Annotated in this window: 11 protein-coding genes; 4 read left to right on the top strand and 7 right to left on the bottom strand. The window is 32.2% G+C overall.

Annotation, left to right across the window (positions count from 1 at the left end; genetic code table 11):
* Positions 1–3,294: GW dipeptide domain-containing protein (locus J5E45_RS12265; protein WP_208182282.1), on the top strand; the 3,294-nt coding region annotated here is incomplete at its 5' end.
* A 104-nt stretch (positions 3,295–3,398) separates the two neighbouring features.
* Here the strand turns inward: J5E45_RS12265 and J5E45_RS12260 are convergent.
* Entirely contained in the window at positions 3,399–3,821 is a 423-nt protein-coding gene (locus tag J5E45_RS12260) for a MarR family transcriptional regulator (protein ID WP_039067620.1), read from the bottom strand.
* A 208-nt stretch (positions 3,822–4,029) separates the two neighbouring features.
* Here J5E45_RS12260 and J5E45_RS12255 point away from each other — a divergent pair, with 208 nt between their 5' ends.
* Both J5E45_RS12255 and J5E45_RS12250 read left to right on the top strand, forming a co-directional pair.
* On the top strand, positions 4,030–5,034 hold the full coding sequence (locus tag J5E45_RS12255; protein ID WP_208182275.1) for an acyltransferase family protein: 1,005 nt from the start codon (positions 4,030–4,032) through the stop codon (positions 5,032–5,034).
* Positions 5,035–5,156: 122 nt separating this feature from the next.
* Entirely contained in the window at positions 5,157–6,320 is a 1,164-nt protein-coding gene (locus J5E45_RS12250) for an aminotransferase class I/II-fold pyridoxal phosphate-dependent enzyme (protein WP_069792976.1), read from the top strand.
* A 173-nt stretch (positions 6,321–6,493) separates the two neighbouring features.
* Here the strand turns inward: J5E45_RS12250 and J5E45_RS12245 are convergent, their stop codons facing one another.
* From J5E45_RS12245 to J5E45_RS12225, 5 genes are all read right to left on the bottom strand, one after another.
* Positions 6,494–6,952, bottom strand: coding sequence for a MarR family winged helix-turn-helix transcriptional regulator (locus J5E45_RS12245; RefSeq protein ID WP_039067625.1), 459 nt, complete (start codon positions 6,950–6,952; stop codon positions 6,494–6,496).
* Positions 6,953–7,284: 332 nt separating this feature from the next.
* Positions 7,285–8,103: a 1,4-dihydroxy-2-naphthoyl-CoA synthase gene (gene menB / locus J5E45_RS12240; protein ID WP_029379114.1), complete on the bottom strand. Its 819-nt coding sequence runs from the start codon at positions 8,101–8,103 to the stop codon at positions 7,285–7,287.
* Positions 8,096–8,902: a 2-succinyl-6-hydroxy-2,4-cyclohexadiene-1-carboxylate synthase gene (menH, locus tag J5E45_RS12235; RefSeq protein ID WP_039067626.1), complete on the bottom strand. Its 807-nt coding sequence runs from the start codon at positions 8,900–8,902 to the stop codon at positions 8,096–8,098. The genes menB and menH overlap by 8 nt, the downstream gene beginning before the upstream one ends.
* On the bottom strand, positions 8,889–10,571 hold the full coding sequence (gene menD, locus J5E45_RS12230) for a 2-succinyl-5-enolpyruvyl-6-hydroxy-3-cyclohexene-1-carboxylic-acid synthase (protein ID WP_208182274.1): 1,683 nt from the start codon (positions 10,569–10,571) through the stop codon (positions 8,889–8,891). Before menD ends, menH begins: the two co-directional genes overlap by 14 nt.
* A complete protein-coding gene (locus J5E45_RS12225; protein WP_069792978.1) occupies positions 10,564–11,916 on the bottom strand; it encodes an isochorismate synthase in 1,353 nt (450 codons plus the stop codon). Before J5E45_RS12225 ends, menD begins: the two co-directional genes overlap by 8 nt.
* Before the next feature lie 186 nt (positions 11,917–12,102).
* Between J5E45_RS12225 and J5E45_RS12220 the strand changes: the two genes are divergently transcribed.
* Positions 12,103–13,041, top strand: coding sequence for a 1,4-dihydroxy-2-naphthoate polyprenyltransferase (locus tag J5E45_RS12220; RefSeq protein WP_069792979.1), 939 nt, complete (start codon positions 12,103–12,105; stop codon positions 13,039–13,041).
* Between the two features lie 76 nt (positions 13,042–13,117).
* Here J5E45_RS12220 and J5E45_RS12215 read toward each other — a convergent pair whose 3' ends face one another.
* Complete coding sequence (locus J5E45_RS12215) at positions 13,118–13,687, bottom strand: GNAT family N-acetyltransferase (RefSeq protein ID WP_069792980.1); 570 nt, start codon at positions 13,685–13,687, stop codon at positions 13,118–13,120.
* Positions 13,688–13,742 lie beyond the last annotated feature (55 nt).

Raw genomic sequence — 13,742 nt, 5'->3', positions numbered from 1 at the left:
AATGAACAAGATAGTAATGCTGTTCAAAAGGATGACAGTACATCTGATAAAGACGACGTTACTTCTGATGATTCACAAGATGTAGCTAAAGACAGCGTTAAATCTGATTCTGCTTCTACTAAACAAGATAGTAATACTGTTCAACAGGATGACATTGCATCTGATAAAGACGACGTTACTTCTGATGATTCACAAGACGTAGCTAAAGACAGTAATAAATCTGATGCTTCAGTTGAACAAGATAGTAATACTGTTCAAAAGGATGGCGCAGAGACTACTAAAGTAGTCAACACTACTTTCTACAGTGCACAAGCTGCACCTAAACTTAGAGTAGCTAGAAGTGCCGATTCAACAGTCGCAACACGTTCTGCACTTACAAAAGAAGCAACAACTCGTTCAACATTACCAAAATATTCACCAAAAGTGAGTTCTTCAATTAATAATTATATTCGTAAGAACAACTTTAAAGCACCAAACTATGAACAAGATATAGCATCATATTTACCAAAATATAATTATCGCTACGGAAAGCCTGAAGGTATTGTTATGCATGACACTGCTAATGATAATTCAACTATTACTGGCGAAATCAATTTTATGAAAAATAATTATCAGAATGCTTTCGTACATGCATATGTAGATGGAAATCGTATTATTGAGACAGCAAATACTGATTACTTAGCTTGGGGCGGTGGCGCTGCAGCTAATGAGCGTTTTATACATGTAGAATTAGTTCATACACATGACTATGATTCTTTTGCACGTTCAATAAATAATTATGCTGATTATGCAGCTACAAACTTACAATATTACGGCTTAGTTCCTGATAGTGCTGAATATGATGGTGTAGGAACTGTTTGGACGCACCAAGCAGTAAGTACTTTCTTAGGCGGTACTGATCACACTGACCCTCATGGTTACTTAGCTGCACACAACTATAGTTATAATGAGTTATATGACCTTATTTATGAAAAATATTTAATTAAAACGGGTCAAGCAGCTGCTTGGGGAACACCTTCTTCAGGTAGTACGAGTGGAACTGGCTCAAATAATACTGGTTCAAGCAACACAGGTACGACTGCACCTACTAAAACAGGCACTGTGAAAGTAACAGCGAATAATGGTGTTGGCAGAATTAATACTACTAACGATGGTTTATATACTACAGTATATGACCAAAATGGTAAGAAAACTGACCGCACAAACCAAACACTTAAAGTTACAAAATCAGCTACTTTAGGTAATGAAAATTTCTATTTAGTTTCTGATTTCAATAAAGGTACATTAATCGGTTGGGTACACCAAGGTGACGTTAATTATAATACTGCTAAAGCAGCAACTAGTATAAATAAAGCTTATAAGATTAAGCCTGGAGAAACGTTATATACTGTTCCGTGGGGCACAAGTTCTCAAAAAGCTGGAACAGTTTCAGGTAAATCTACACAAACGTTCAAAGCAACAAAACAACAACAGATTGGTAAGACTAATTATGTTTATGGAACTGTAAATAATTTATCTGGTTGGGTAAGTTTAAGTAAGTTATCTTCAACAAGTAATACTGCTACTTCCCCTACTACAAATTCAGGGAAACTAACTGTAAGTACACTTACGAATCAACAAGGTACTGTTGCCAAAAATAACCATGGCGTATATACGACTGTATATGATAAACAAGGTGTTCAAAAATCATACGTTAATGGCAAAACATATAAACTAAGTAAAAAAGCAACATTAGGTAATAATGCATTTTACTTAATTACTGATAATAAAACCAATACTAATATAGGTTGGATGCAAACTGGTGACATCAAAGTTAAAGAAGCAGCAACAAAAGCTACTTCTAACCAAACACAAAATATAAGTAAAATTGGTCAGTTAAATACGAAGAATTCTGGTATTAAAGCTACTGTTTATGACCAACAAGGTAAAGACGCTACAAAACTAGCTGGAAAAACTTATAATGTTACTAAACAACGCACTGAAGGAAATAAAACTTATGTATTAATCCAAAATGTTAATCAAAATACGCCAATTGGTTGGATCAATACAAAAGATATTAATACTCGTAATTTAAGTCAAGCAAGTGCTAAAAATGGCCAATATACTGTTAAAGCAACTAATAATGGTCTTTACGCAGTACCTTGGGGCACAAAATCACAACAACTTGATACACTTAATAATCTAAAAAATAATCAATTTAATGCATCTAAATCTGTTTACGTTGATAAAGATGAATACGTTTATGGTATTGTAAACAATAAAACTGGTTGGATAGCTGCAAATGACTTAAATAAGTTACAACCAGCTAATAACACTAATGCTTCAAATTCTCAAAATATTACTAAATCAGCGGTAACACCGTATAAATATGATTATGTTATTTTCAATAAAAATGGAAGCTATTATCTAGATCCAACATCTACAACTGCAGCAGGTTCACTTAAAGATTTCTATGAAAGTATTTTCACAGTATACGAAACTCAAGTGATTAATGGCACAACTTGGTATCATGGTAAACTTTCTAATGGTAAAGTTGTTTGGATTAAAGAAACTGATTTACGTAAAGAATTAGTAAAATATTATGATTCAGGCCTTACTTTAGATCAAGCAGTTGCTATCCAAAAAGGTTTAACTGCTAAACCACAAATCCAACATACACCTGGAAAATGGGAAGATGCTACAGCAAGAGAAATCAAAAATGCTATGGATTCAAGTAAGCTAGTAAAAGATGAGACTCAAAAATATCAATTCTTACGTTTAGATAAAACTCAAAATATTGGTTCAGCTGATTTAGATAAATTACTTGTTGGTAAAGGTATATTAGAAGGTCAAGGCGCAGCATTTAGTGAAGCAGCTAAGACTTACGATATCAATGAAGTATATTTAATCTCACATGCTCTATTAGAAACTGGCAATGGTACATCTAAACTTGCAAATGGTGGCGATGTTGTAAACAATAAAGTTGTTACAGATGGTCCGAATAAATATTATAATATGTTTGGTATTGGTGCTGTTGATAGTGACGCTGTAAAACAAGGATTTATAACTGCTAAAAACAATGGTTGGAATACAGTTAAAAAAGCAATAGTCGGTGGCGCTAAATTCATATCTGAATCATATATTGATAAAGGTCAAAATACACTTTATAAAATGCGTTGGAACCCTGAAAATCCAGGTGTTCACCAATACGCAACAGATGTAGCATGGGCATCTCATAATGCTACTCGAATCAAAGGTTTCTATGATTCTATGGATAAATTGGGTAAATACTTCGACGTTGATACGTATAAATAGTATTTGTTTAAAACTTTAAATCAAACAATTAAAAGAAGCGTACTAATGACAATGCTTATCGCAAGTTATTGTCATTATGTACGCTTCTTTTTCTTATTAATTAACTAGTGCATATATACTTGATGTACATTTAACTTATATAATAATTGGTTTAAATTTTCAATGTCTTTCGATGTAAGGTTTTGACAACGTGCTTCAATCAAAGCTACCCTCACCTCGTTAATTTGTTGTACCAGTTCTTTTGCTTTATCTGTAACCATCAAATCTTTACATCTCATATCTTTATTGGATTGCTTACTCGTAATATAACCCATTTGGCATAACTTTTTTATCCAGCGTGAAACAATTGACTGCTCTTTATTAATTTTCATAGTCAAATCGTACTGAGATAGGACTTCATAGTTATATAATATTCTTAACATTTCTAATTGCTCAGAAGTCAAATCAGTTCTCTGACCAAACCTTCTACTTACCAAATTTAAATCATTACCTGTAAGTGTAATTAACTGTTCTAGTTGTTTGTACATGTTGCTCATCTCCACTATCATAAATTTAGCTTAGTTAAAATTAAAAGTTTATTTACACTATTTTATTTCTTAATATTATAATGGTATCCCTCATGATATACAATAATAAAAGACAAATTGTACTATTTTGTTGCATTTCTCATAGGTTTTATAATAGATTAGAACTAGTGTATATAAAATTTATCGTACCATTTAAAGGAGTAACCGAATGTCACAATTGAAAGAAAGAGATTATTTTTTCGACAATGCAAGAGCTGCGTTGATTTTCCTTGTAGTCTTTGGCCATTTATTACAGCCTTATACAGAAGCCAGCGCACATTTATCTTCATTGTATTTAACAATATACAGCTTTCATATGCCAGGATTCTTATTTATTTCAGGCTATTTTGCTAAAAAAGCTGGTGAACTTGGTTATTTAGAAAAAATATCAAAAAAACTATTAATTCCATATGTTATATTCTTTGGCTTTTTCTCTTTTTACTATTACTTAACTGGTAAAGAAGATAGTGTTCAATTCGATCCTTTTGATCCAGTATTTGCATTATGGTTTTTACTCACATTATTCTTTTTCCACGTAATATTAGTAATAGTTAAGGATTATAAACCATATTATGTATTACCTGTAGCATTAGTTATTTCGCTATTCGCTGGGTATTCTGAGAATATTGATAATTACTTAAGCTTTTCTAGAACAATTATGTTTTTCCCAATATTCTATATAGGCTATTTATTTACAACTAAACATACACAGCTTTTAAGAAACAAAAAGTTTCTACCTATAGCTATTATCACTTTACTAGCCTTTTATATTATATACACCTATCATCCGATTAACTCCAATTGGTTGTTAGGCGATTCACCCTATATGTCACTTGAAGGAAAGCTAGATTTCTACAGTCCAATCAAAAGATTGTTATTATATTTTATCGTTTTAATTACGATGTTTGCTTTCTTCAATTTAATACCTGAAAAGGAAAAATTTTACACGTATATAGGTCGTAGAACAATGCATGTATATTTACTACATGGTTTATTTATTGGAGTTATCCGCGGTTTTGGAATATATCCATTTAAAGATCATATCAGTATTTTAACTTATCTATATTTAGTTATCGTTACATCTATCATTGTATATATACTATCAAGCCGGTTTGTATCTAAATGGACAAACCCAATTATAAATTTACAATCTCCTTCTAAATTCAAAGGATAAATAAGTATTAAACCGAATTGTATTTATTTTAAATATGTTATGATAAGTATTGAGGTACTTCCAACCAATCTGTACATATTTAAATACAATTCGGTATTTTTAATTTTGAGGTGAAAAATATAATGCAACTTTCATTAAATAACAATTCAAAACATTTAACGGCGCCTAGTATTCGTCAATTTTCAAATCGTATTAAAGGGATTAAAGATTGTATTAATCTAACTATAGGACAACCAGATTTTCCGATGCCTAAGGAGGTTAAAGCTGCTTACATAAATGCGATTAATGAAGACCAAACGAGTTATTCACATAACAAAGGATTAATTGAAACAAGAAATGCTGTAAGCCAATATTTTGAACAACGCTATGGCTTTACTTATAGTTCAGAAGAAATCATTATCACAAATGGCGCTAGCGAGGCCTTAGATACTGCTTTAAGAAGTATTATAGATGAAGGAGATGAAATATTAGTTCCTGGACCAGTATATGCTGGCTATATTCCACTCATCAAGACACTTGGCGGTATCCCAGTTTATATTGATACTACAATAACCGATTATAAAGTAACACCTGAAGCATTAGAAAAACACATAAACTCAAATACTAAGGCAATACTACTAAACTATCCTACTAATCCAACCGGCGTAATATTGTCTTATGATGAAGTACAAGCCATTGTTAATACCTTAAAAAATAAAGAAATATTTATTATTAGCGATGAAATCTATGCTGAAAATACTTTTACTGGTAAACATACTTCTTTTGCTGAATTTGAAGTGATTCGCGATCAATTATTACTTGTTGGTGGGTTAAGTAAATCACATTCTGCTACTGGCATACGCATTGGCTTTTTGATTGGACCAGAATATTTAATTGAAAAATTGACTTTTATGCATGCTTACAATTGTATCTGTGCCAACGTTCCTGCTCAAATCGCATGTATTGCCGCTTTAAATGAAGGCTTAGAAGCACCCCAGTATATGAACGACGCATATATTGAACGACGTGATTTCTTAATTCATAAATTAGAGTCAATGGGGTTTGAATTAGATGCTAAACCTGAAGGAGCATTTTACATTTTTCCTAGCATTAAGAATTTTACAGACAATGACTTTGACTTTTGTGTTGATGTTTTAGAAAATGCACATGTCGCAATTGTTCCTGGGTCTGCTTTTACCGATATTGGTAAAGGTCATGTACGTATTTCTTATGCATATGAACTTAATGCATTAAAAGAAGCTATGAGAAGACTAGAACAATATCTCGCTCAAAACTATAATTCATAATAAAAAGCACCAACTAAATGTAAGTTTGATATATGCCTGCTGACGTTTCTATTAATAATTATACGCATGTGGTGTGAATCAGCTTCAACATGATGTTGGTGTTTTAATTTAAGTTTGATGCAAGTATTAATTTATAGTCTTATTTGAAACACTTTTAAATATAATTTGTATATTTAAGATTTCTTATTTTTATCTTTAGTGTAAATATTCCTCTCGGCAAACGTTTTCAAAATTTGATAATAAGCTAATGAATCTTCTTTCTCCATGTCAAATTGTTGAATCACATCTTCTGAAATTTTAGAGAATTCTTCCTTTAATTTTATACCTTTTGTGGTTAACATTACTTTTACTCTACGCTCATCATCTTCAGTTCTAAGACGACGAATCAAATCTTTTTTCTCTAACCTTTTTATGATTGGACTGATTGTTCCTGAATCTAAATATAATTCATCACATAATGTTTTTATGTATACTGGAACTTCATTTTCAATATACAGCAATACAATATAGTTCGGGAAACTTATATCATATTGTTTTAAATACTTATTAAATCTGTTTGCAACTTCTTTACTTGTAATATAAAACAAGTAACACATTTCTTTTCTCATTTGGTCATATATGTCTGATGTCATATTTTCTCCTCATCCCTTCTTAATTATAATATTAATCTACGTTTTAATTTTAGTCAAATACAATAAATAAGTGTAAAAAAGTTTTCGCATTAAAAGTTTTCCGCTATATATTAGTGGGAAATTAAATTTATATTACTTGATTTATAATTATTCGTATGTCTCAGCCTATTACGTTGCAATCTAAATAGTAAATAAATTTTTAACTTATATCACCATATATAATAATATTTATCATTTTATGCTTTCATCACTATAAACATAAAAAAACTAGGTGAGACATAGCTCCACCTAGTTTTTCGATAATGCTTTTTTATTTTTTGTATTTTTTAATTTTATGGAAATTTAGGGAATTGATCAAAGTCTGGATCGCGTTTTTCTTTAAACGCGTCTCTGCCTTCTTTTGCTTCATCTGTTGTATAGTAAAGTAAAGTAGCGTCTCCAGCCATTTGTTGAAGTCCAGCTAAACCATCAGTGTCTGCATTCATAGCCGCTTTCAAGAATCTTAAAGCAGTTGGTGAATGTTGTTTCATTTCTTGACACCATTGTACTGTTTCATCTTCAACTTGATCCAATGGAACGACAGTATTGACTAATCCCATGTCTAATGCTTGCTGAGCATCATATTGACGACATAAGTACCAAATCTCACGCGCTTTTTTGTGTCCTACGATACGAGCTAAATAACCTGAACCGTAACCAGCATCAAACGATCCAACTTTAGGTCCTGTTTGGCCAAAGATTGCATTATCTGCTGCGATTGTTAAGTCACAAACAACGCTAAGTACATGTCCTCCACCGATTGAATAACCTCTTACCATTGCAACGACAGGTTTTGGAATCACACGGATAAGTCTTTGTAAGTCTAATACGTTTAAACGAGGGATTTGATCATCTCCGACATAACCACCATGGCCACGTACTTTTTGATCTCCTCCTGAACAAAATGCTTTATCCCCTTCACCAGTTAAGATAATAACAGAAACACGTTGATCATCACGTGCTCTTGTGAATGCGTCGATCATTTCTTGTACTGTGTTTGGTGTAAACGCGTTACGTACCTCAGGACGGTTAATCGTTACTTTTGCAATACCATCATATATTTCGTACTTAATTTCTTTATATTCTTTAATTGTTTCCCACTGTCTAGTCATTTTGTTCCTCCTTATGAATAAAACCTAATACTATTCTATCAAATTCTGTAAATTCTTCCACATGTACCGTATGACCACTTTGTTCTACTTCGTTTAACTCTGTATTTTGAATCATAGTTTCCATGCGTTTAGCAATTTTACAAAATTTACCATCTAAAATACCTACTATAATACATGTGGGTACTTTAATTTGATTTAACTTCGGCCATAAATTAGGCATTTGTCCAGTACCATAATCACGCAAAGCCTTTGCTAAACGTAATGGGTTTTGACGTAATCTCATATCACGTATTGCCTTTTTAATGGATTTATCTAATTCATATTGCGTATAGAAAAGAGGCAACTTTTCCCAGTCATTAACAAATATTTCTAAACCTGCAATTTCTAACACTTTTGCTCTAGCCTGATCAACCTGTTGCCTTTCATTACGGTCTTCTAATGCTTCGATTCCTGGAGATGTGCTTTCTATAATCAATCCTGTTAATTTCATTTTACCTTCAATTGCATAATATAAAGCAATTCTACCACCCATTGAATAACCATGTAAAAACAAATGATAATCCTTAAATAATTTTAATACTTCATCTAACTCATTTGAAATAAATGAAAAATCCCAAGTTTGATTTGTATCAGAGTCGTCTTGACCATGACCAGGCAAATCTACAGTTAAAATATTCAATGTTTCTTGTAAGACACGAACATGTTCATTAAAAGCCTGTTGATCACTGATAAATCCATGTAGCATAACCAATAATTTATCCGTATTACTTTTTGCTTGGTAAAATTTATAATTCAACATTAACAATATCACTCAACTTTTTATAGAGTTTTAGATGCTGTTGCTTATTTTCTTCACGCTGCGTAATTATTTCGTAAATATGGGCACCAAATTTAGATAAATCTGCATATTTAAATGCTTCAATTGATTCATATCTGTCAAAGGCAAAATCATATAGCAAAGCTGTATGTTCAAAATCAAGCCCTGTTGGAGTGCCAAATAAACGTTCAAAATAATCTTCTGCCGTTTCCTTTTGAGGTAAATATGAAAAGATGCCTCCACCATCATTATTGAGTAAAATAATATTTAAATTGATATCATTTAATTTGGACATTAATAAACCATTCATATCATGATAAAAAGCTAAATCACCTATTAATAGTGTTACTTTTTTATGCACTGCCATACCTAAAGCTGTAGACACCACGCCATCGATGCCATTTGCGCCACGATTAGCAAACACTTCCGCATCGCAATCAATGAACAAATTATCAACATCACGAATCGGCATACTATTACTAACAAATAAAGTATCTGATGTTGTTAATTTATCTAAAACATTCGCAACATATGCCGCTTCGTCTGTTGCTGTTCTTACATAATCTTTAATCTCAACAATTGCGTGTTTCTCTAATGTCTGCCATTTTTCTAACCAACGCTTACGTTCAACAATCGGTGTTTCTGACAACTGTCTAAAGAAATCATTGGCTGACATTTCGTAGGAAACATGTGGCGTAATAGGAAATGCATCAGGTTGATCATTATTTTGAATTAAAATTTGAAAAGCTTCTGTCTCTTTTAACCATTGATTTAATTTTTTGGAAACAACTGGTTTGCCAACTCTAATAATAAAATCAACATCTAATTCCAAACCTGCTCTATATAGTAAATCATAGCTTGTCACAACATTAGGATGATGTTCTCGTCTTAGTTGACTCAATGGATCAGCTAATATTGGCATATCGTGTATCGTTGAATAAGTTAGGACTTGGTCAATATCTTGATGCTGCATATCACCAACGATAATCAAACCTTTACTCTTTTTAATAATCGAACTGATTTCATTTAAACTAGTTGTTTTTTGATAATGTGGTAATGTTTTCATATCTGAGGTTAACCATTCTACTTTTTCAATATTCGGTGTTAATGGCTCTCTAAATGGTAAGTTTAAATGTATTGGGCCACGATGAGGACCATATAGAAATTGACTCGCTTTTTGTAGCTGAAATTTCACAGTGTTCGTCATAAAATTTTCCGTTACATTTGTATCAACTACTGGGAAGTCAAATTGATATTGTACATAATTTTGGAACATGCTCGCTTGATTGATTGCTTGTGGCGCACCAATATTTCTTAGTTCATGTGGACGGTCACTAGTAAGCACTACTAATGGTAAATGGCTCAAACTACTCTCTGAAACAGCAGGAGTATAGTTTGCAGCGGCGCTACCTGAAGTACATAGAATAGCTACTGGTCGTTCGCTTCCTTTCATTAATCCCATTGCAAAAAATGCAGCACTTCTTTCATCTGGATGAATCCAAGATTTTAATCTAGGATGGGCTTCAACCGCAATTGCTAATGGTGTTGAACGTGACCCTGGACTTATTACTACTTCTCTTATGCCATAAGCATATAATTCTGAAACAAAGGTAAACACTTGTTTCGTTAACGCATCTGTATGATTATTCATATTCCTCGACTCCTAAAGCTTTCATCATAGGGTTAAATTTAACTGCAGTTTCTTCTACTTCACTATCTGCATCAGAATCACTCACAATACCACAACCTGCATATAAAGTGGCTTGATTTTTTTTAATCAACATCGAACGAATTGCCACGATAAATTCACAGTTATCATACATATCAATATAACCTACAGGTGCGCCATATAGTCCACGTGTACCAAATTCATTTTGTTCAATGTATTCTAATGCTTCAAATTTTGGATAACCGCCTAATGCTGGTGTCGGGTGTAAGTTATCTAACAAGCCTATATATGACTCATATTTCAACTGACCTTTTATTTTAGTATACAAATGATATAAATGGTCATTTGTTAAAATTTGAGGTTCTTCATTATAAGCAACGTCTTCTACATAAGGCGCTATATCATTTAATATACTTTCAACAACAAAGCGATGTTCATTTAAGTTTTTCTCATCATTTAAAAAAGACTGGATATTTTCTTTATCTATTTCACCTTGATGTGTTCGCTTTATCGTACCTGCTACTGCTTTCGTTGATAATATTTCATTGTTTACTTCCATTAATTGTTCTGGTGTTTGTGAAAAGAAAATACTATCTTGTGATTCTAAAATAAATAAATAACTATTATGTTCTCCTTGGGAAGCTTTATTCAAAATATAAGGTATTTTAATCTGTTTATCAAAGATTATTAAACGTTTTCTTGCTAACACAATTTTTTTATTTTCATCTAATATATCAATTGTATCTTTAACTAAATCACGCCACTCGTCTTTATATATATCTTCGATGCGCTTAATATCCCCTATTTCAAAGTCAGGTTGCACATTTGTTTGAGTTAATTTATCTATAATCGCTAAAAATGTATTTATTTCAAATTGGTCTGATTTCACTGTATAAGTTATATAAGTATATCCTTGCTCCATTGTCACTAATACTTCTGGCAAGATAAAATGATTAATACCAAATTCACGCCATTCATCACCGGATTTATGTGTAGAGAATTGGAAACCTCCACAAATTTTCAAATGATGTTTGTCAGAATTTGGATGAATTAATTCAATGTTATTTTTATATTTTTCCCATTCACGGAAAATAGATTGTTTGTTTTCAAAATCATTTTTAAATCTTGTAATAGCATGATAGCCAAAGAATGAAGTTTCGTTGTCATTTTTCTTAAAATAAAAACGGTCTCCCGCACAATCTTCCGTTATATGAAATAATATTGTAGGGTCTAATTCATAATTCAATTTTGCTTCTACAGAGACCCAAGTATGATTACTTTCGTATACCGCTTCGACAATTTCACTTTCCTTGACGTCAAAAGTCATCTATTTCACTTCTTTCATTTATCAGTTTGTACTCATTATGATATTGTACCACTTTTCACAATGTATGTATGGTTTCTAGCTTATTTCATTCATACATTTTTACGTTATTTGACCTTTCTAACTTCTTCCATTAAAATATATTTGATAAAAAATATTATAAATTAAAAGAATACGAGGTAAATCATTATGGCATCTCAATATCAACAATATTCTACTGTCAAAAAATACTGGCAGTTAATGCGACCACATACTTTAACTGCTGCAGTGGTGCCTGTACTTGTCGGTACTGCTACTTCAAAACTTTTTATCCTTGGTAGTGAAAACCAACTCAATCTCGGTGTTTTTCTAGCAATGTTAATCGCATGTTTATTAATTCAAGCTGCGACAAATATGTTTAACGAATATTACGATTTTAAGAAAGGACTTGATGATCACACTTCCGTGGGTATTGGTGGTGCAATTGTTAGAAATGGTATGAGTCCTAAATTAGTCCTGAACTTAGCTATTGCATTTTATATCATAGCTGCACTACTAGGTATATTTATAGCCCTCCAAAGTTCATTTTGGTTAATACCTGTTGGTCTTGTATGTATGGCTGTTGGATATCTTTATACTGGCGGTCCATTCCCAATTTCATGGACTCCTTTTGGTGAATTGTTTTCAGGCGTATTTATGGGTATGATAATCATTTTAATTTCATTCTTTATTCAAACAGGAAATTTACAAAGTTTAGTTGTATGGATAAGTATCCCAATCGTTATTACTATCGGTTTAATTAATATGGCAAACAATATCCGTGACCGCGTTAAAGATAAAGAAAGTGGTCGTAAAACGCTACCTATCTTACTTGGTAAAAACAATTCTGTTCGTTTCTTAGCGTTAATGTATATTGTCGCTTATGTGTTAGTTATATATATCACTTTCTTCCAACCTGGTGGCTCAATCTTTTATTTACTGGCCTTGTTATCATTCCCTATGCCAATAAAAGCAGTACGCAGGTTCAAGAAAAATGACACGCCGCAAACAATGATGCCTGCTATGGCAGCAACTGGTAAAACTAACACTTTCTTTGGTTTATTATATGCGCTAGGTATTTATATCAGTGCAATATTGGGTGGAATTTAATAAGGTACGCTTTACATTAATAATGGCTACCAAAGTTATATTTATTATCGATCTTCATTAAATGAAGGTCGATTTTTTATTTATTTTTATCGCTAATTGGAAGAATCATATGATAATGCATATGTCCATATAAATCAAATTCACTAGCAATTTGAAAACCTAATTTTTTATAAACGTAAAGCGCTCCATCATTATGAACATCACAATTTAAACTCCATTTTTCCTCACTATAAGTCTCTATGACATGTTGTACTAATTGTGTCGCTACACCTCTGCCACGGTATTCAGGGAAGGTTGCAACAGTTTCAATATACCATTCATCGTCATTCGCTTCTTTCATTGGCATTGGTGTACCATATGACCGGATATCATCGTCTAAATCCATATTCAACCATGCTTGTTCCAATTCTATTTCTTTATCTCCTGGATATGCGATTAAGCAACCAGCTATCTCGCCTTCTATTTCATAGACCCACGTGTTACTGTAATGACCTCTATAAGGTACATCAACCATACTCTGTTCCATAATTTTAAGCAGCCGTGATTCATCTATATCTGCAACCATTTGTATATCGAGCCCACTCCATATGATATAACATAGTTCAGCAATTTTCGACGTGTCACTTGGGTTTGCTTTTCTAATCATTAATAACGCTCCCCTTATTCATAATTTCTTTAATTCTATTATATATTAATCAACT

It is taken from the genome of Staphylococcus shinii, assembly GCF_017583065.1.
GTDB classification, from domain to species: Bacteria; Bacillota; Bacilli; order Staphylococcales; family Staphylococcaceae; genus Staphylococcus; species Staphylococcus shinii.
This window is presented reverse-complemented; position numbering and strand designations above follow the sequence as displayed.

What these genes read in the sequence shown, in the direction of transcription:
- J5E45_RS12255 (WP_208182275.1), top strand. Translation starts at nt 4,030, where the DNA reads ATGTCACAATTGAAAGAAAGAGATTATTTTTTCGACAATGCAAGAGCT.
- menD (WP_208182274.1), bottom strand. Translation starts at nt 10,571, where the DNA reads ATGAATAATCATACAGATGCGTTAACGAAACAAGTGTTTACCTTTGTT.
- menH (WP_039067626.1), bottom strand. Translation starts at nt 8,902, where the DNA reads ATGTTGAATTATAAATTTTACCAAGCAAAAAGTAATACGGATAAATTA.
- J5E45_RS12215 (WP_069792980.1), bottom strand. Translation starts at nt 13,687, where the DNA reads ATGATTAGAAAAGCAAACCCAAGTGACACGTCGAAAATTGCTGAACTA.
- J5E45_RS12225 (WP_069792978.1), bottom strand. Translation starts at nt 11,916, where the DNA reads ATGACTTTTGACGTCAAGGAAAGTGAAATTGTCGAAGCGGTATACGAA.
- J5E45_RS12250 (WP_069792976.1), top strand. Translation starts at nt 5,157, where the DNA reads ATGCAACTTTCATTAAATAACAATTCAAAACATTTAACGGCGCCTAGT.
- J5E45_RS12260 (WP_039067620.1), bottom strand. Translation starts at nt 3,821, where the DNA reads ATGTACAAACAACTAGAACAGTTAATTACACTTACAGGTAATGATTTA.
- menB (WP_029379114.1), bottom strand. Translation starts at nt 8,103, where the DNA reads ATGACTAGACAGTGGGAAACAATTAAAGAATATAAAGAAATTAAGTAC.
- J5E45_RS12220 (WP_069792979.1), top strand. Translation starts at nt 12,103, where the DNA reads ATGGCATCTCAATATCAACAATATTCTACTGTCAAAAAATACTGGCAG.
- J5E45_RS12245 (WP_039067625.1), bottom strand. Translation starts at nt 6,952, where the DNA reads ATGACATCAGACATATATGACCAAATGAGAAAAGAAATGTGTTACTTG.